The organism is Mobilicoccus pelagius NBRC 104925 (assembly GCF_000247995.1).
Lineage (GTDB): Bacteria > Actinomycetota > Actinomycetes > Actinomycetales > Dermatophilaceae > Mobilicoccus > Mobilicoccus pelagius.
Genome location: NZ_BAFE01000061.1, coordinates 34,873 through 53,024, shown reverse-complemented (window position 1 = coordinate 53,024; position 18,152 = coordinate 34,873). Strand labels below are relative to the sequence as shown.

General features: G+C 70.2%; 14 protein-coding genes and 2 tRNA genes. 12 read left to right on the top strand and 4 right to left on the bottom strand.

The features are described 5' to 3' along the window. Positions 1 to 22: 22 nt before the first annotated feature. The 4 genes from yidC to rpmH are packed head-to-tail and all read right to left on the bottom strand — an operon-like array spanning position 23 to position 2,021. Positions 23 to 1,060 carry a membrane protein insertase YidC gene (gene yidC / locus MOPEL_RS09785; protein WP_009482738.1) on the bottom strand — a complete coding sequence of 346 codons (1,038 nt, stop codon included), beginning with the start codon at positions 1,058 to 1,060 and terminating at the stop codon, positions 23 to 25. A gap of 40 nt (positions 1,061 to 1,100) precedes the next feature. Further along, entirely contained in the window at positions 1,101 to 1,514 is a 414-nt protein-coding gene (yidD, locus tag MOPEL_RS16700; RefSeq protein ID WP_009482737.1) for a membrane protein insertion efficiency factor YidD, read from the bottom strand. Further along, positions 1,507 to 1,875, bottom strand: a complete 369-nt coding sequence (gene rnpA, locus MOPEL_RS09775; protein ID WP_009482736.1) for a ribonuclease P protein component — start codon at positions 1,873 to 1,875, stop codon at positions 1,507 to 1,509. The genes yidD and rnpA overlap by 8 nt, the downstream gene beginning before the upstream one ends. Positions 1,876 to 1,883: 8 nt before the next feature. Then, entirely contained in the window at positions 1,884 to 2,021 is a 138-nt protein-coding gene (rpmH, locus tag MOPEL_RS09770) for a 50S ribosomal protein L34 (protein WP_009482735.1), read from the bottom strand. A 797-nt stretch (positions 2,022 to 2,818) separates the two neighbouring features. On the opposite strand from rpmH, the gene dnaA reads away from it, so the two are divergent. From dnaA to MOPEL_RS09715, 12 genes are all read left to right on the top strand, one after another. Continuing rightward, complete coding sequence (dnaA, locus tag MOPEL_RS09765; protein ID WP_009482734.1) at positions 2,819 to 4,309, top strand: chromosomal replication initiator protein DnaA; 1,491 nt, start codon at positions 2,819 to 2,821, stop codon at positions 4,307 to 4,309. 1,379 nt (positions 4,310 to 5,688) lie between these two features. Next, positions 5,689 to 6,822 (top strand): DNA polymerase III subunit beta, encoded by a 1,134-nt coding sequence (gene dnaN / locus MOPEL_RS09760; RefSeq protein WP_009482733.1) that lies wholly within the window; start codon positions 5,689 to 5,691, stop codon positions 6,820 to 6,822. Positions 6,823 to 6,873: 51 nt separating this feature from the next. Beyond that, positions 6,874 to 8,340: a DNA replication/repair protein RecF gene (recF, locus tag MOPEL_RS09755; protein ID WP_009482732.1), complete on the top strand. Its 1,467-nt coding sequence runs from the start codon at positions 6,874 to 6,876 to the stop codon at positions 8,338 to 8,340. A gap of 80 nt (positions 8,341 to 8,420) precedes the next feature. Continuing rightward, the gene (locus tag MOPEL_RS09750) at positions 8,421 to 9,110 is read left to right on the top strand and encodes a DciA family protein (RefSeq protein WP_306305772.1); all 690 of its coding nucleotides are present in this window, start codon (positions 8,421 to 8,423) and stop codon (positions 9,108 to 9,110) included. A 290-nt stretch (positions 9,111 to 9,400) separates the two neighbouring features. After that, positions 9,401 to 11,581: a DNA topoisomerase (ATP-hydrolyzing) subunit B gene (gyrB, locus tag MOPEL_RS09745; RefSeq protein WP_009482730.1), complete on the top strand. Its 2,181-nt coding sequence runs from the start codon at positions 9,401 to 9,403 to the stop codon at positions 11,579 to 11,581. A gap of 60 nt (positions 11,582 to 11,641) precedes the next feature. Next, entirely contained in the window at positions 11,642 to 14,326 is a 2,685-nt protein-coding gene (gene gyrA, locus MOPEL_RS09740) for a DNA gyrase subunit A (RefSeq protein ID WP_083841821.1), read from the top strand. Positions 14,327 to 14,637: 311 nt separating this feature from the next. Further along, complete coding sequence (locus tag MOPEL_RS09735; RefSeq protein WP_245544756.1) at positions 14,638 to 14,997, top strand: DUF3566 domain-containing protein; 360 nt, start codon at positions 14,638 to 14,640, stop codon at positions 14,995 to 14,997. A gap of 103 nt (positions 14,998 to 15,100) precedes the next feature. Then, positions 15,101 to 15,174: transfer RNA gene (locus tag MOPEL_RS09730), tRNA-Ile, on the top strand. Positions 15,175 to 15,352: 178 nt separating this feature from the next. Next, positions 15,353 to 15,508, top strand: a complete 156-nt coding sequence (locus MOPEL_RS17715; RefSeq protein WP_169316299.1) for a DLW-39 family protein — start codon at positions 15,353 to 15,355, stop codon at positions 15,506 to 15,508. A gap of 39 nt (positions 15,509 to 15,547) precedes the next feature. Then, a tRNA-Ala gene (locus MOPEL_RS09725) sits at positions 15,548 to 15,620 on the top strand. A gap of 160 nt (positions 15,621 to 15,780) precedes the next feature. Continuing rightward, positions 15,781 to 16,959: an NnrS family protein gene (locus tag MOPEL_RS09720; RefSeq protein WP_009482726.1), complete on the top strand. Its 1,179-nt coding sequence runs from the start codon at positions 15,781 to 15,783 to the stop codon at positions 16,957 to 16,959. A 118-nt stretch (positions 16,960 to 17,077) separates the two neighbouring features. Continuing rightward, a complete protein-coding gene (locus MOPEL_RS09715; protein ID WP_009482725.1) occupies positions 17,078 to 18,145 on the top strand; it encodes a transaldolase family protein in 1,068 nt (355 codons plus the stop codon). The last annotated feature ends 7 nt before the right edge of the window (positions 18,146 to 18,152 follow it).

Below are 18,152 nucleotides of genomic sequence, written 5' to 3'. Positions count from 1 at the left end.
GGGGAACGAGGCGGAGGGGCGCTCAGCGCTTGCGGCGGCGCTTCTGGGGCTGCTGTCGCTGGCCCGAGCGGCGGACCGGCGTGGTCGTGGGCGCGCCGTTCGTGCGGACGGGGCCGTCGCCGACCGCCGTGGCACCGGAACCGGTGGTCTCGGACGCGTCGGACTCACCGTCCGCGTGGTGCAGACCGGGAACGGTGAAGGCGCGGTGCTCCTTGCCGCGGCGGCGGCGGCGCTCCTCGAGGGCCTTCTCGGCGGGCGATCCCGGGGCGGGCATGCGGCTGATGACGTAGAACTGCTGCCCCATCGTCCAGAGGTTGGTGATGAGCCAGTAGATGAGGACACCGATCGGGAAGTTCACACCAGAGACGGCGAAGATGATCGGGAACATGTACAGCATGATCTTCTGCTGCTGCGCGAACGGGTTGTCCAGCGCGGACTCCGGCATGTTGCGCCGCATGAGCTGATGCTGCGTCGTGAACGTCGTCACCGACATGAGGGCGATGAGGACGATCGTGAGGATCTTCGTGTTCAGATCCCCCGAGGTCATGAACGTCGCCGACAGGGGGGCACCGAAGAGCGTGGAGCTGTTGGCCTGGTGGGCGATCTCCCGGCCGAGGGGGCCGGCGGGCTCGAGCTGACCGGAGGCGACCTTGCCGAGCCCGTTGAGCACCTTGAAGAGGGCGAAGAAGATCGGCATCTGGATGAGGATCGGCATGCACGAACTGAACGGGTTGGTGCCCGTCCGCTTGTACAGGTCCATCGTCTCGGCCGTCATGGCCTGCTGGGACTCGGGATCCTTCTTGCCCTTGTACTTCTTCTGGATCTTCTGCAGCTCCGGCTGGATGAGCTGCATCCGCCGGGAGGACTGGATCTGCTTGACGAACAGCGGGATGAGCAGGATCCGCACGACGACGACGAGACCCGCGATGGCGAGGGCCCAGTTCCAGCCGGAGGCCGCGGGCATCCCGAGGGCCGTGTTCAGGCTGTGGAATCCGACGAGGACCCACTCGACCGCCCATTCGAGCGGCCACAGCAGGGTGCCCCAGAAACCTCGTTCCATGTCTTCCTTCCTCAGGCGCGTGAGCGCCGCGGACGAACGGTCAGTGCCCGCTCGTGTCGTCGGTGCGCGGTTCGTGGCCGCTGCCGGTGGCCGGTGTGCTGCGGACGTACGTGTGCATCTCCGCATGGTCGGCGGCCCCATTGTTCCGCACGGGGCGACCGTCCTCGCCCCGCTGGGGAACGAGGTCGACGCCTCCGGGGTTCCAGGGGTGGCAGCGGAGCAGCCGTCGGCCGCCGAGCCAGATGCCGCGGATCGGGCCGAAGCGTTCGATGGCGGTGAAGGTGTAGGCCGAGCAGCTCGGGTAGAACCGGCAGCTCGGAGGAGTCAGCGGGGAGATGAACACCTGGTAGAACCGCACGGCGGCAAGGAACGGTGCTCTCACCCACCGTCGGCCGTCCTGGCCGTCATGGCCGTCACGGGCGGCGGGGCGGCCGGGGGTGTCCTGCTCAGTCATCTCGCCCCGCAGCGCCGCTCACGGCGGCGCCGACGGCCTTGTCCACGAGACGCGTGAGATCCCCCTCGAGGGCGGCATAGCTCGCATCGGCCGCCGCCGGGTTGGCGCGCACGACGAGGTCGTGGCCCTCCGGCAGGCGGGGGAGGAGGTCGGCGGTGATGGCGCGGAGCCGGCGCTTCACGCGGTTGCGCGTGACGGCGTTGCCGACGGCCTTGGACACGACGAAGCCCACCCTGCACTGGGGCACGGTGGGCTGCGAGGCGCGCACGTGGACGACGACGAGCCTGCTGCCGCTCCGGCGGCCGCGGACGGCGCGTGCGAACTCCTCGCGACGCCGAAGGCGGTGTGGGGCCGGCAGCATCGCCGACGTCAGGCCGTGAGCTTCTTGCGGCCCTTGAGACGACGCGAAGCGATGATGGAACGCCCGGCGCGCGTCGACATGCGCAGGCGGAAGCCGTGCGTCTTGGCGCGGCGACGGTTGTTCGGCTGGAAGGTGCGCTTGCTCACGATGCTCTCCGTTACTGCGCGAGGGCTCGCGCGGTGGGCGGGAAGGTCGACGCCCGGGACGCGCCCCGGATCGGATCCGGAACGGCGAGCGACGAGAAACGGACGGGACCCCCTCGCACAGCTCCGCGCGCACGCGGGGGCATGAGGAAGGGCCCGTGGACGGGCCAGAGGTCAACGGTACGCAGCGGCGGGCGCCGGGGTCAAACCGGGGTGCGCCCCGGACGAGGGCGCGCCGGCCGGACGACGTACCCGCGCAGCGGCGGTGGGGACCGGAAAGGGGCGAAGGCACGCCGCAGGGCAGGACGAACGGTTCGCGCCACTCGGATCGGTCGACCGGCGCCGTCCGTGGGGCGCATGGGTCCATGGGTCCCACGCGCCCCCTGGGTCCGTGGAGGGGAGCCGACGACGCCGCCGAGGTGCCTGCGTCGGTGGTCTCACGGCCGGGTTCACCCGTCGGACACCCGTCGGACACCCGTCGACGTGCTGGCCGGATCAGGCATGTCGGGACGGATCCCCCTATATCGCAACACTCTTCCCGACGCGCTTGCGGCGCGCCGAACGCGGTTGTTACGGTGTCGACATCTCCTCGTCGACTGTTCGTCCAGTGCGCTCGTCCCGGGCGCACGTGCAGGCAAGCCTCGACCGAGACGTATCGACAGAGGTTCGATCCCGGTTTCCACGGGCGTGAGACACGCCGCGTGACGTACCGGGATATGTCCACATCCTGTGCATATCTCTGTGGACAAGTATCGTCCCGGGCGGGTTCCTCATCCTGGCGAGTGCGTAGTCTGGGGCCCATGTCCGTCTCCGGAGAGTCCTCCACCACCCCCTCCGAACCGGGTCGCATCTGGGGTGCGACCCTCCGGGCGCTCGACCAGGCCGGCATCCCCGCGCCGCAGCGCGCGTTCCTCCGCCAGGCCACCCTCGTGGGGGTCCTTGACACCACGGCACTCATCGCCGTGCCCGACGACTTCACCAAGGAGATCGTCGAGTCCCGCGCCCGCGATCGACTCGTGCGGGCGCTCACCGACCAGGTGGGTCACGAGGTGCGTCTCGCGGTCACCGTCGATGCCTCGCTCCGCGAGCAGTTCGCGGCCGCCGAGCAGCCCGTTCTCGAGGGGTACCCGGACATCGACCGCGCCAAGGCCGATGAGGGGCACGGTGAGGCCGCGCCCGCCGCGGAGCCGGCACCGCCGGCCGCGGCGCCGGTGGGCGAGCGTCTGCCCCGGCCCGCTCCCACGGGTCGGCGCGAGGAGTCCTCCCAGCTCAACCCCAAATACACGTTCGACACGTTCGTCATCGGGGCGAGCAACCGGTTCGCGCACGCCGCGGCCGTCGCCGTCGCCGAGGCCCCCGCGAAGGCGTACAACCCGCTGTTCGTCTATGGCGACTCCGGCCTGGGCAAGACGCACCTGCTCCACGCGATCGGCCATTACGCCCGCAACCTGTATCCGCATGTCAAGGTCAAGTACGTGAACTCGGAAGAGTTCACGAACGACTTCATCAACAGCATCCGCGACGACAAGGCGGCGAGCTTCCAGCGTCGTTACCGCGAGATGGACGTCCTCCTCATCGACGACATCCAGTTCCTGCAGGGCAAGATGCAGACGCAGGAGGAGTTCTTCCACACGTTCAACACCCTGCACAACAGCAACAAGCAGGTCGTCATCACCTCCGACGTCCCGCCGAAGCAGTTGTCGGGCTTCGAGGAGCGGATGCGGAGCCGGTTCGAGTGGGGCCTTCTCACCGACGTGCAGCCGCCGGACCTCGAGACGCGCATCGCGATCCTCCGCAAGAAGGCCGTGCAGGAGCACCTCTCTCTCCCGGACGAGGTGATGGAGTTCATCGCGAGCCGCATCTCGACGAACATTCGCGAGCTCGAGGGTGCGCTCATCCGTGTCACGGCGTTCGCCAACCTCAACCGGCAGCCCGTCGAGTTGAGCCTCGCCGAGATCGTCCTCAAGGACCTCATCCCCGACAAGGAGAGCAGTCAGATCACGGCGAGCATGATCATGGGGCAGACGGCCGCGTACTTCGGACTGTCGATCGACGACCTCTGCGGGTCGTCGCGCTCTCGCGGACTCGTCACGGCACGTCAGATCGCGATGTACCTGTGTCGTGAGCTCACGGAGCTGTCGCTGCCGAAGATCGGGCAGCAGTTCGGCGGCCGCGACCACACGACGGTGATGCACGCCGACCGCAAGATCCGGCAGCTCATGGCCGAACGACGCTCCGTCTACAACCAGGTCACCGAGCTCACGACACGGATCCGCTCGCAGGCCTCCTGACCCGTCGGCGTCCACGCACGCCGCGCCGTCGTCTCTCGGTCACCGCACCGGCGAGGTGCTCGTCGGTGCGGTCGTCATGCCCTGCCCCCGGCGGTCGACGCCCAGGAACGGCACCACCTCGACGTCGCCTTCGGGGCGGCGGCTCGTCCCTCGTTCACGTGAGGCAGTGGGCGCCGTGCGACCGGGTCGTGGCGGGGGGACACGAGAAGAGCGACGGAATGTAGTGGGACGTCCACCCCGTCTCGCCCCCGTCTCGCCCCCGTCGACGTCTCCACCGGCGCCTCGTCCGGGCGTCTTTCCTGGGGAGAACTCTCGGCTCGACGGGGCCGCACGCGCCCTCTTCGCGTCCCCGCGGAGCGGCGTCCGCAGCGGCTCGCCCGCGTCTCGTCGGGGGTGCCTCCCCGGGGGCCCACACGGCTCCACCCGGGCGATCAGGAGTTCGGCTCGATCTCAAAGAGATTCAGGACATCTGTCCACATCGCCGTCCACAGCTGTGGAGAAAGGTCGTCCGACTCGGACGATGGACCAGGAACGAGCCACTGACGTGCAGCGATGCCTCCACAGCTGGGGATAACCCTGTGGAGAACCGTTGTCCACAGGCCCTTGTGGGTGACGGCGGGCCGTCCTGCGGAAACGTCCCGCTCGTTCCTGTGGACTACCGGTGGAGAACCCGGCCCTCATGTGGACGAGGGATCTCCGTCCACAGAGAGGTCGATTCGTCCACCGGCACCGTCCACGACGTCTCCACATCGAGAAAAGCCGTCTGACCAGCACGAACGAGGACAATCCACAGGATCCACACCACCGACGGCCACGACGAGAACATCTGTCCCGGTCCATTCCGCCCCACGTACGGTGTGGATCCACAAGGCAGGGATCCTCGCGCCCCTCATCGGCCGGGAGAGCCCCGACCTGAGTCGTTGACGGCATCAATCCCGTTGAGGCCCAAGAGAAGTCCTTGTCGGAAACCCGACATCGAGGAGGTTGCAGCGGTCTCGGCGCTCGAGGCTCCTCGGGACCCTCTGCCGATCGCTGCCGAAGCCCGTCGGGCGGGTTCACGCAACGAGGGCACGCCCCCACCGACGCTTTCCGGCCCGCCGGCCGCCCCTGCCTCGAAGGCCCCGTTCGGAAGACGTCGTCGGGTCGGCCCGCACGCCCCCCGGCGCGCCCTCACGCACCCGCGTGTCGACGGAGCGCGGATTGGCCCGTCGGTGCCGGGCGACTAGAGTCGGCCTCGACTGTCTGCGTGATCGACTCCGCCACCCGGGTGGGCTCCACGGCAGGGATGCACGACGTCCCGCGCGTGTCACGACCGACGGTCGTCGACAGACCACGAGGGTGCCCGCAGGGGTCCACCCCGACGACAAGGCGGTGGGGCGTTGAAGTTCCGAGTCGATCGCGACGTGCTGGCCGAGGCCGTGACGTGGACGGCCCGCGGTCTTCCCGCGCGTCCGCCCGTCCCGGTGCTCGCCGGTGTCCTCCTCGAGGCCGACGAGGCCGGCACCCTCACGCTGTCGGCCTTCGACTACGAGGTGTCCGCCCGCATCACCGTGGCGGCCGACGTCACCGAGGGGGGCCGTGTGCTCGTCCTCGGACGTCTCCTCGCGGACATCTCCCGCAACCTGCCCAACCGGCCCATCGACGTGACGACCGAGGGCAACAAGGTCCAGCTCACGTGCGGCTCCAGCCGGTTCAGCCTCCTGCAGATGCCCGGGGAGGAGTACCCGACGCTGCCGACGTCGCCGGAGCCGAGCGGCACGATCGCCGGGGACGTCTTCACCCAGGCCGTCGCGCAGGTGAGTGTCGCGGCCGATCGCAGCGACACCCTCCCGATCCTCACCGGTGTCCGCATGGAGGTCTCCGGCGAGAAGATCTCCCTCCTCGCCACCGACCGCTACCGGCTCGCCATGCGGGACCTCACGTGGAACCCGACGGATCCCTCCATCGAGACCGTCGTCCTCGTCCCGGCACGCACGCTCTCCGACACGGCGAGGGCGCTCGGCGCCTCCGCGTCCGTCGAGGTCGCCCTCGGCGGCGCCGCCGGCGGCGACGGCCTCATCGGCTTCGAGGCCGGTCAGCGCCGTACGACGACACGTCTCCTCGACGGGGAGTACCCCAAGGTCTCCTCGATTCCGCCGAGCTCGGTGGACTCCGAGGCGGTCGTCGACACGGCCGCGCTCGTCGAGGCCGTCAAGCGCGTCTCGCTCGTCGCCGAGCGCAACACGCCCGTGCGACTGCGGTTCATCGACGGTCAGGTCGCGATCGACGCCGGCACCGGTGACGACGCCCAGGCGAGCGAGGCCGTCGAGTGCCGCCTCACGGGCCCGGAGCTCGAGATCGCGTTCAACCCGCACTACCTCCTCGACGGCCTCCACGCGCTCGGGACGACGTTCGCGCGTCTCGCGTTCACGCAGAGCAGTCGCCCGGCGGTCATCTCGGGGCAGGCGGAGCTCGACGGCGAGGCCGACCTGTCCTACCGCTACGTGCTCATGCCGGTCCGGCTTCCCAGCTGATCCGGCGCCGAACGACGCGTCACGGCTCGCCCGTGGCGTGGGAGGTCCTGCGTGTACCTGCGTCATCTCAGCCTCGGTGACTTCCGCAGCTACCCCTCCGCGGAGGTGGCGCTGGAGCCGGGCGTGAGCACGCTCGTCGGCCTCAACGGGGTCGGCAAGACGAACCTCGTGGAGGCGGTGGGATACCTCGCCTCCCTCTCGTCCCACCGAGTCGCGCAGGACGCGCCGCTCGTGCGGCACGGGGCCGAGCGGGCGATCGTGCGCGGTGCCGTCGTCCGCGACGGCCGGGAGACCCTCGTCGAGCTCGAGATCGTGCCCGGTCGGGCGAACCGGGCACGACTCAACCGGACGGCCCTGCGCCCGCGTGAGGTGCTCGGCACGCTGCGCACGGTGCTCTTCGCGCCGGAGGACCTCGCCCTCGTCAAGGGCGATCCCGGTGACCGTCGGCGGTTCCTCGACGACCTCCTCGTCTCCCGGCAGCCGCGATGGGCGGGCGTCCGCAGCGACTACGACAAGATCCTCAGGCAGCGCAACGCCCTGCTCCGCGCGGCCTCGCCCGCCCGCGGGTCGAGGCGACGCGGTCACGAACCCGCACCCACCCCCGAGACGCTCGAGGTGTGGGACGACCACCTCGCGCTCGTCGGCGGGCAGCTCCTCTACGCCCGGCTCCGCCTGCTGCGCGACCTGCGTCCGCTCCTTCGGGAGGCGTACCAGGAGGTGAGCGCCGCGGTCGGTGAGGCCCGCACGACTTACCGCTCCTCCCTCGAGGGGGAGGCGGCCGCGGCCGTCGAGGACGGTGAGGTGTTCACCCCCGAGGAGCTGCGCGACCTCCTCCTCGCGGCGATGCACGCCCGCCGGGGCAACGAACTCGACCGCGGGGTGAGTCTCGTCGGCCCCCACCGCGACGACCTCGTCCTCTCCCTCGGCGACCTCCCGGCGAAGGGGTACGCCTCCCACGGGGAGTCGTGGTCGTTCGCGCTCGCGCTCAAGCTCGCCGCCTACCACCTCCTGCGGCACGACCTCGGCGACGACCCGGTGCTCATCCTCGACGACGTCTTCGCCGAGCTCGACGCCCGCCGTCGCACCCGCCTCGCCGGGCTCGTCGCCGACGGCGAACAGGTGCTCATCACGGCGGCCGTCGGCGACGACGTCCCCGAGGCCCTCCGCGGCGCCCGGTTCGGCGTCCGTCCCGGGCACGTCGAGGTCGGACTCTCCTCCGTGCCCGGCCTCGATGGCCACCCGTCCCTCGACCTCGACGCGTTCGACCGGGACGAGGAGAGGCCCGCGGCTCCCCCGGCCGACTCACTCGTCGGCCCACGGACCGAGGCGTCGACCGACGTGTCGACGGGCGAACCGACAGGCGAACCGGAGGATGTGACGGCGGGCGGTGGCGACCCGACGGTCGGCACCGGTGCGGTGGGACGGGACGTCGCGGACGATGCGTCGACCACGGGGGCCGCACATCGCGAAGGGCACGAGGACCACGAACACCGCCCAGACGACGAGGACGCGCGATGAGGCGCAGGCCGGGTTCGGGGAGGTCCACGCCGGCGTCGGACGTGCCCGCCGGGGAGGGGGCGGACACGGACGTCCCGGGCGTGGACGAGGCCGCCCCGTCGGCCGCGACGCGGCGTCCTGCGGGCCGCGCGCACCTGCGTGTCATGCCCGGCCGGACCGCCGAGGCCACGGATGAGGTGGCGGGTCGCGGGGCTTCTGCGGTCGACGCATCGGTCCGGGACTCGACACCCACCGCGGAGCACGGGGGCGACCCCGGGGCGGAGCTCGACGAGGACGTCCTCGCCCAGGCCGCCGCAGCGGCGCTGGCGCGGGCGCGGGAGGCGGCGCGGGCGAAGGGTCTGCGGCCCGGTTCCCGGCCGGCGCCTCGGCGCCGTCGACGTACGGGGGCCGTGTTCAGCGGCACCTCGAACGACGCGCGTGACCCGCAACCGCTCGGGGACCAGCTCGACCACCTGCTCCTCGACCGGGGCTGGAAGATCGACGTCGCCGCCGGGTCGGTCATGGGGCGGTGGGACGTCATCGTCGGTCTCGACATCGCCCGTCACTGCCGGCCGGTGACGTTCGAGGACGGGGTCCTCACCGTGCGGGCCGACTCGACCGCGTGGGCGACGCAGTTGCGACTCATGGTCCCGGCGATCCTCGCCCGCTGTGCGACGGAGGCGGGGCCGGGTGTCGTCTCCGAACTCCGTATCACCGGACCTGCGGCTCCGTCGTGGAGTCGGGGGCCGCGGCGGGCCCGTGGGCAGGGGCCTCGCGACACGTACGGGTGACACCGCCGGTGCCCGTTCCTCTCCGGCCCGCAGGCGTGTGGTCGGGTGCGGGCACGTACCCGGTCACCCGAACCAGGGGTTCGCGGCTCTCGCCGGCGCCTCGGTGGCCTACTGGGCGTGTCACACCCCACGAGACGGTAGACTGAACCGTCAATCCCACCAGTTCGCGCCGTGACGATCCCCACCTGCCCGGCATCACCGCCGGTTCGCCCCCGGGGGCAGTGCGGTCCGGCCGACCACCGGCGACGAGGAGAAGCGTGTCGACACCGCCTTCGAACGAGGATGCTCACGTGCCCGGGCAGGAGGCTCCCGACTCGACCTCCCCCGAGACGAGCGTGACGCCCAGCCCGGCGACGACAGAGGCACCGGTCTACGACGCCACCGCGATCCAGGTCCTCGAGGGCCTCGAGGCGGTGCGCAAGCGGCCGGGCATGTACATCGGCTCGACCGGTGAGCGCGGCCTGCATCACCTGGTGTGGGAGATCGTCGACAACTCCGTCGACGAGGCCCTCGCCGGCTACGCGACCCACGTCAAGGTGACCCTCCTCGCAGACGGCGGGGTGCGTGTCAGCGACAACGGCCGCGGCATCCCGACCGGCATGAACGAGCACTACGGCATGAGCACCGTCGAACTCGTCCTCACCCAGCTGCACGCGGGCGGCAAGTTCGGTGGCGGCGGCTACAAGGTGTCCGGCGGTCTCCACGGCGTCGGTTCGTCCGTCGTCAACGCCCTCTCGACGCGACTCGTCGCCGAGATCCGGCAGCTCGGCCACGCGTGGCGGATGGAGTTCGACCACGGCAACGCCGTCGCTCCCCTCGAGCGCATGGAGGAGGCCGACGAGACGGGCACGACGATCACGTTCTGGGCCGACCCGGAGATCTTCGAGTCGGTCACGTACGACTTCGAGACGATCCGCGCCCGGTTCCAGCAGATGGCGTTCCTCAACAAGGGACTGACGATCTCCCTCACGGACGAGCGCGAGCCGGCCGTCGCGCACGCCGAGGACGAGCTGGAGGACAACGCCGAGGCCGACGCCGCCAAGGCCGTCGGCACCGGTATCGGCGCCGAGACGGCCGGTGACGACGCGGCGGTCTCCGACGCCGAGGCCGCGGCCGACGAGGCCCGCATCGGCAAGGTCGCCACCGACGACGAGGGCAGGGCCAAGGGGCGCCAGGTCGTCTACCGCTACGACGGCGGCCTCGTCGACTACGTCGCGCACCTCAACGCGAGCAAGCGCAACGACACGGTGCACGAGGAGATCATCGACTTCGAGCTCGAGGACGCGAAGCGTGCGCTGTCGCTCGAGATCGCGATGCAGTGGACGACGGCGTACTCCGAGTCGGTCCACACGTACGCGAACACGATCAACACCCACGAGGGCGGCACCCACGAGGAGGGCTTCCGTGCGGCGCTCACCCGGTTGATCAACGAGTTCGCCCGCAAGCAGAACCTCCTCAAGGAGAAGGACGAGAACCTCACGGGCGACGACATCCGCGAGGGTCTCACCGCCGTCGTCTCGGTCAAGCTCGGCGAGCCCCAGTTCGAGGGGCAGACGAAGACGAAGCTCGGCAACTCCGAGGTCAAGGGGTTCGTGCAGGGCGCCGTCACCGAGGAGCTCGGCGACTGGTTCGACGCCCACCCGGTGCAGGGCAAGGAGATCGTCCGCAAGGCGATCAACGCCGCCGCCGCCCGCATGGCGGCCCGCAAGGCCCGTGAGGCGACGCGCCGCAAGGGCCTCATGGAGTCCGGTGGCCTGCCCGGCAAGCTTCGCGACTGCCAGTCCAAGGACCCGAGCGTCAGCGAGATCTACATCGTCGAGGGCGACTCGGCCGGTGGTTCCGCGAAGGACGGCCGCAACCCGTTCAACCAGGCGATCCTCCCGATCCGCGGCAAGATCCTCAACGTCGAGAAGGCCCGCATCGACAAGGTGCTCGCCAACCTCGAGGTCCAGGCCCTCATCAGCGGCTTCGGTACCGGCGTGGGCGAGGACTTCGACATCGACAAGGCCCGGTACCACAAGATCATCCTCATGGCCGACGCCGACGTCGACGGCATGCACATCCGCACGCTGCTGCTCACGCTGCTGTTCCGGTTCATGCGGCCGCTCATCGAGGCGGGATATGTCTATCTCGCCCAGCCGCCGCTCTACCGCATCAAGTGGAGCAACCACGACCACGAGTTCGTGTTCTCCGACCGGGAGCGGGACGAGAGGCTCGCGGCCGGTCAGGCGCAGGGCTGGCGACTGCCGAAGGACGGCGGCATCCAGCGGTACAAGGGTCTGGGCGAGATGAACGCCCACGAGCTGTGGGAGACGACGATGGACCCCGACCACCGGATCCTCCTCCAGGTCACCCTCGACGACGCCGCGGCCGCCGACGAGATCTTCTCCGTGCTCATGGGTGAGGACGTCGAGTCGCGACGGTCGTTCATCCAGCGGAACGCCCGGGATGTGCGCTTCCTCGATGCCTGATCGCCGCGCCCGCCTCCCGCACCCCCTCCTCCTCGACGAAGGACGCCTTTCGTGACCGACATGACCCCGATGACCGACCGGATCGAGCCGGTCGACCTCAACGCGGAGATGCAGCGCAGCTACATCGAGTACGCGATGAGCGTCATCGTGAGCCGGGCGCTGCCCGACGTGCGCGACGGCCTCAAGCCGGTGCACCGGCGCATCGTGTACGCGATGTACGACGGCGGCTTCCGCCCGGAGCGCGGCTACAACAAGTGCGCCCGCGTCGTCGGTGACGTCATGGCGCAGTACCACCCGCACGGCGACTCGGCGATCTACGACGCCCTCGTGCGTCTCGTCCAGCCGTGGAACATGCGGTACCCCCTCATCGACGGACAGGGCAACTTCGGCAACGCCGGCGACGACGGTGCGGCGGCGAGCCGGTACACCGAGTGCCGCATGATGCCGCTCGCCATGGAGATGGTGCGCGACATCCGCGAGGGCACCGTCGACATGAAGGACAACTACGACGGCAAGAACCTCGAGCCCGTCGTGCTGCCCTCCCGGTTCCCGAACCTCCTCGTCAACGGGTCGGCCGGTATCGCCGTCGGCATGGCGACGCAGATCCCGCCGCACAACCTGCGGGAGGTCGCCGAGGCGGCCCAGTGGATGCTCGCCAACCCGGACGCGTCCCGCGAGGAGCGTCTCGAGGCGTGCCTGCGGATCATCAAGGGCCCCGACTTCCCCACCGCCGGTCTCATCATGGGCCGCAAGGGCATCGAGGAGGCGTACCGCACCGGGCGTGGCTCGATCGTCATGCGGGCGCGGGTCGAGGTCGAGGAGCTCAAGGGCCGCACCTGTCTCGTCGTCACGGAGCTGCCCTACCAGGTCAACCCGGACACCCTCGCGCGCAAGATCGCCGAGCTCGCCAAGGAGGGGCGTCTCGCCGGCATCGCCGACATCAACGACGAGACCTCCGGCCGCACCGGCCAACGGCTCGTCATCGTCCTCAAGCGCGACGCCGTCGCGAAGGTCGTCCTCAACAACCTCTACAAGCACACGGCGCTCCAGACGAGCTACGGCGCGAACATGATCGCCCTCGTCGACGACGTGCCGCGCACCCTGCCGATCAGCGCGTTCGTGCGGTACTGGGTCGACCACCAGATCGAGGTCATCCGCCGCCGCACCGAGTTCCGTCTCGCGAAGGCCGAGAAGGAGATCCACATCCTGCGGGGTCTGCTCAAGGCCCTCGACGCGCTCGACGAGGTCATTGCTCTCATCCGCCGTAGCCCGTCGGCCGAGCAGGCACGCAGCGGCCTCATGGAGCTCCTCGGTGTCGACGAGATCCAGGCGACGGCGATCCTCGACATGCAGCTGCGTCGTCTCGCCGCGCTCGAGCGGCAGCGCATCATCGACGACCACGACGCCCTCGAGGCGCAGATCCTCGACTACCAGGACATCCTCGCCAAGCCCGAGCGTCAGCGCGCGATCGTCAGCGAGGAGCTCACCGACATCGTCGACCGGTACGGCGACGAGCGTCGTACCGAGGTCGTCCCCTACGACGGCGAGGTCGCGATGGAGGATCTCATCCCCAAGGAGCCCGTCGTCGTCACGATCACCCGTGGCGGATACGCCAAGCGCACCCGCGTGGAGGAGTATCGCTCCCAGCGTCGCGGCGGCAAGGGTGTGCGTGGGGCCTCGCTGCGCGGCGACGACATCGTCGAGCAGTTCTTCGTCACGACGACGCACCACTGGTTGTTGTTCTTCACCAACCTCGGTCGCGTCTACCGCGCGAAGGGATACGAGCTGCCCGAGGGCGGACGCGACAGCCGCGGCCAGCACGTCGCGAATCTCATGGCGTTCCAGCCCGACGAACACATCGCGGGCGTCCTCGCCATCGAGGACTACGACGCCGCGCCTTACCTCGTCCTCGGCACGCGTGGCGGTCTCGTCAAGAAGACCCGCCTCGCCGAGTTCGACTCCCCCCGCAGCGGCGGCCTCATCGCGATCAACCTCCGCGACGGTGACGAGCTCGTCGCCGCCCGCATCTGCTCGGCCGAGGACGACCTGCTCCTCGTCTCCCGCAAGGGGCAGTCGGCCCGGTTCCACGCGAGCGACGACATCCTCCGCCCGATGGGGCGCGCCACGAGCGGTGTCACCGGCATGAAGTTCCGTGACGGCGACGACCTGTTGTCGATGTGCCTCGTCCGCGACGGACACGACCCCGACATCTTCGTCGTCTTCGAGAACGGCCTCGCCAAGCGCACGCCCGCCTCGGACTACCCCGTCAAGGGTCGTGCCGGTCTCGGTGTGCGGGTCGCCGCCCTGAGCGACCGCGGCGGCGATCTCGTCGGCGCGCTCGCCGTCGAGGAGAACGACGAGGTCATGGTCGTCATGGAGAAGGGCAAGGTCGTCCGCTCCCGCGTCGACGAGGTGCGTCGTACCGGCCGCAACACGATGGGCGTGCAGTTCGCCAAGCCCGACCGCGGCGACGCCATCGTGCGGGTTGCCCGCAACCCCGAGCCGGCCGACGAGGAGGAGATCGACCCGGAGATGGACGCCGAGGCGGTGGCCTCCGTCGCCGACGCGACCGACGGCGCCCCCCTCGAGGCGCCGGACGGCACGACCTCGACCCAGGTGTCCGACGCGGCGGACACCCGCGACGCCGGCGCCGTCGAGGCCGCTCCGGCCGGGGACGATGAAGTACCGTCGTCCACGCAGGGTTCCGGTGACCGGGACGGGTCGAACGAGGAGGGTCAGCAGTGAGCACCTCAGGAGGTCGCCCCATAGGGTCGGGCGCATCGCGTCCGTCGTCCTCGGGGCAGACGCCCGCCTCCTTCGCCGGCCGCACCCGGCCCTCCACCCCCTCGACCGCGCGGTCCGCGGACTCGTCGAAGGGGACGCCGCCCACGAAGGGCACGCCGGCTTCGAGGGGCACGTCGGCGAAGACGTCGGTGCCGGCGGGCGGTACGGCGGCGCGTCCGGCCGGGGCCACAGCCCCGAGCGGCACCGCCACGGCGACGCAGACACGTCCCGCCTCACATCCCACCGTCACCCGCGGCGACGAACCGCGCAAGGTGCGGCTCACCCTGTCGCGCATCGACCCGTTCTCGGTCATGAAGATCTCGTTCCTGCTCTCCGTGGCGGTCGCGATCGCCGGGGTCGTCGTCGTCGCGGCGCTGTGGATGATGCTGCAGGGCATGGGCGTGTTCTCGACGATCAACACGACGCTCAACGAGCTTGCCCAGTCGGCCAACCAGGGCAGCTCGATCAACGTCCTCGAGATCCTCAGCTTCGGCCGGGTGCTCTCCCTCGCGATCGTGCTCGGCGTCGCGAACGTCATCCTCATGACGGCGATCGCCACCCTCTCGGCCGTCATCTACAACATCTGTGCGGCGCTCGTCGGGGGCTTCTCCTCGACCTTCACCGACATCTGAGACGCTCACCGGCGGTCGTGTCGACGTCGTTTTGTCGGCGCCCGCCCGGTGCGCTAATGTGGGGAGCCGCCACACCGATCCGTTCGACGGGGCGACGCCCAGCGGGCCTATAGCTCAGACGGTTAGAGCGCTTCCCTGATAAGGAAGAGGCCACAGGTTCAAGTCCTGTTAGGCCCACTGCGACGCAAGGCCGGTCCTCCTCGGAGGGCCGGCCTTCTGCGCGTCCGGGGCGCCCCGTCGAGGGTGAGCGGCGCGAGTGTCGTGGTGGCTCAGGGTGGTTCGGCCCGCTCCGGGCAGCCGCTATCATCGAAGATGTCGCCGTCCGGTGACGCAGTCGGTCGTTGGGAGTCCGGTCATGAAGCGGGTCGTCGCTTTCGTCGTCGCCGCGGCAGGTGCCGCGGTGGCCGGTCGACGGTGGCAGGCACGTCGGGCCGAGCAGGCGTTGTGGTCGCAGATCACCGACCCGGCACCGCCCGACACCGACGAGCGACGCACCGTCGGAGTGTTCTGACGACGTTCCGGCGGCACCGCGGGTGGTCCTCACCCGCACGGGGCCTTGGCGCAATTGGTAGCGCACCTGCTTTGCAAGCAGGGGGTTAGGGGTTCGAGTCCCCTAGGCTCCACCGACCATCTGGGGTCGATCCTCCTCGCGAGGGTCGGCCCCTGAGTCGTGTCCGCACCGGAACGACCCCGGGTGGAGTGTGTGCGAGGTGTCCTCCCGCCCGTGGTGTCCGCGACGTGGCATCGTCGTGAGGGCTCGTAGCGAGGAAGAGGGGTGCGGCGGTGGGAAGCACGGCGAACACGTGGCCGGCGACGGGGCCGTGGGCGGCGTCCTACCGGATACTCTTCACTCTCCTCGCGGTGTGGGCGGCGATCGTCGTCCCCGCCTGGTACGTCTTCGGACTCGCCGGCACCACCCTGGGGTGGCACGTCCACGAGATGGTGTTCGGTATCGGAGGTGGCGCCCTCGCCGGGTACCTGCCCACGGCCTGCACGAGCTGGACGGGCCGGGCGCCGGTGTCGGGCCGACCCGTCGTCGTCCTCGCCGCCCTGTGGGTCCTCGCCCGGGTCCTCATGGTGCTTCCGGCGGGCACGGTGCCCGTGTGGCTCCTCGCGTCCGGCGTCGGTGCGGTGTTCTGGTGGATCGCGTTCCTCACCGGCCGTGAGATGCACCTCTCCGGTCGGGCGCGCTCGCAGGTCGGGGGTTATCCGCCCTCGCTCGTCGTGTTCTGCGTCGTCGCGGGCGTTGCCTCGGGATGGCTCGCGGCCGCGGCCGCGGTCGCGACGCGGGAGCCGTTCGTAGCGCTCTCCGATGCGGTCGTCCTCCTCTTCACGATGCTCCTCACGGGGGTCGGGGGACGGATGGTCCCGGCGTTCCTCAACACCGCCGCCGACCGGGCGGGGCGGCCGCAGGTGCACGTGTCCGCGGTCCTGCGGCGGGTCGTCCTCGTCCTCGTCGGTGTCGCGATCGTCACCACGCCGTGGCGGGAGGTCTCGGCGGTCGCCGCACTCGCCGCCGCGGTCGTGCTCCTCGCCCACATGGCGCGGTGGCCGCTGCGCGCGATCCGTCTGGACGCGCTCGCGACGATGACCCTCGTCGCGTTCTCGTGGATCCCCGTCGGGCTGATCTGCTGGAGCCTCTCGCGCCTGCGCGTGATCGAGCTGTCCGCCGCGACCGTGTCGCACACCCTGACGATCGGTGCGCTCTCGGGGCTCGTCGTCGCCGTCGCGTCCCGGGCGCCGGCGCGGCGGGGGCAGGGACGCCTCCACGTGCGGCTCGCGGCGCTCGCGGGGTTCTGCGCCCTCATGGTGAGCGCCGTGTTGCGCCTCGTCGACCTCACGACGGCCTCCGCGTGGTGCTGGTCGCTCGGATGGCTGCTCTACCTCGTCGGTCATCTCCACGCGTTCGCCGACCCCATGCCCCGGCCGATCTTCAGTGCCCGGCGGCTCCCGCGGGCGTGAGGGGCGAAGTGGCACGGAAGACCCGCTAGGAAAAATGTAAGGACAATATATTGACAGGAGGCCATCCTCCTGGTGGGATGGCTGTGACGTGGACCGACCCCTCGACGTGGAGGATCCGATGACCGACAGCCGCCCGCTCAACACGATGGTCGAGAACACTCCGACCGTGCTCTGGAACGACTCCAGCGACCCCGAGGAGCTCAGGGAGTCCATCTCCTACGGTGCGGTGGGGGCGACGTGCAACCCCGTCATCGCCCTCGCCGCGATCAAGGCCGATCTTCCCCGCTGGAGCGCCCGCATCGCCGAACTCGCGCAGGAGATGCCCACCGCCGGCGAGTCCGAGATCGGCTGGAAGGTCGTCGAGGAGGTCTCCATCGACGCCGCCAAGCTCCTCATGCCCGCCTTCGAGAAGTACAAGGGCGTCAACGGTCGCCTCTCGATGCAGACCGACCCGCGCTTCCACCGCGACGCCAAGGCCCTCGCCGACCAGGCCGAGCACTTCTCCGGCCTCGCGCCGAACATCATCGTCAAGATCCCCGCGACCGCCACCGGCATCGAGGCGATCGAGGACGCGACCTACCGCGGCGTGAGCATCAACGTCACGGTCTCCTTCACCGTCGCCCAGGCCGTCGCCGCGGGCGAGGCCATCGAGCGTGGCCTCAAGCGTCGGGAGGCCGAGGGCCTGCCCATCGACGAGATGGGCCCCGTCGTCACCATCATGTGCGGACGCCTCGACGACTGGATGAAGGTCTGCTACAACGCCGGTGGCTTCTGCTTCGACCCCGGCTACCTCGAGTGGGCCGGCGTCGCCGCGTTCAAGGAGGCCTACCGCATCTTCGGTGAGCGTGGCCTGCGTGCGCGTCTCCTCTCCGCCGCCTACCGCAACGCCCTCCAGTGGACCGAGTTCGTCGGTGGCAAGGTCGTCCTCTCCCCGCCGTTCGCGTGGCAGAAGCGCTTCCAGGACAGCGGCATCGAGCCGACCCCGCGCATGGACGTCCCCGTCGACCCGGAGATCCTCGAGGCCCTCGAGACGATCCCCGAGTTCCATCAGGCCTACGACGTCGACGGCATGACGCCGGAGGAGTTCATCGACTTCGGCGCCACCCGCAAGACCCTGCGCCAGTTCCTCCAGGCGGATGCCGACCTCGACGCCCTCGTGCGTGACACTCTCGTCCCGGCTCCCTGACGCGCGG

What these genes read in the sequence shown, in the direction of transcription:
- dnaA (WP_009482734.1), top strand. Translation starts at nt 2,819, where the DNA reads ATGTCCGTCTCCGGAGAGTCCTCCACCACCCCCTCCGAACCGGGTCGC.
- gyrA (WP_083841821.1), top strand. Translation starts at nt 11,642, where the DNA reads ATGACCCCGATGACCGACCGGATCGAGCCGGTCGACCTCAACGCGGAG.
- MOPEL_RS09715 (WP_009482725.1), top strand. Translation starts at nt 17,078, where the DNA reads ATGACCGACAGCCGCCCGCTCAACACGATGGTCGAGAACACTCCGACC.
- yidC (WP_009482738.1), bottom strand. Translation starts at nt 1,060, where the DNA reads ATGGAACGAGGTTTCTGGGGCACCCTGCTGTGGCCGCTCGAATGGGCG.
- MOPEL_RS17715 (WP_169316299.1), top strand. Translation starts at nt 15,353, where the DNA reads ATGAAGCGGGTCGTCGCTTTCGTCGTCGCCGCGGCAGGTGCCGCGGTG.
- yidD (WP_009482737.1), bottom strand. Translation starts at nt 1,514, where the DNA reads ATGACTGAGCAGGACACCCCCGGCCGCCCCGCCGCCCGTGACGGCCAT.
- rnpA (WP_009482736.1), bottom strand. Translation starts at nt 1,875, where the DNA reads ATGCTGCCGGCCCCACACCGCCTTCGGCGTCGCGAGGAGTTCGCACGC.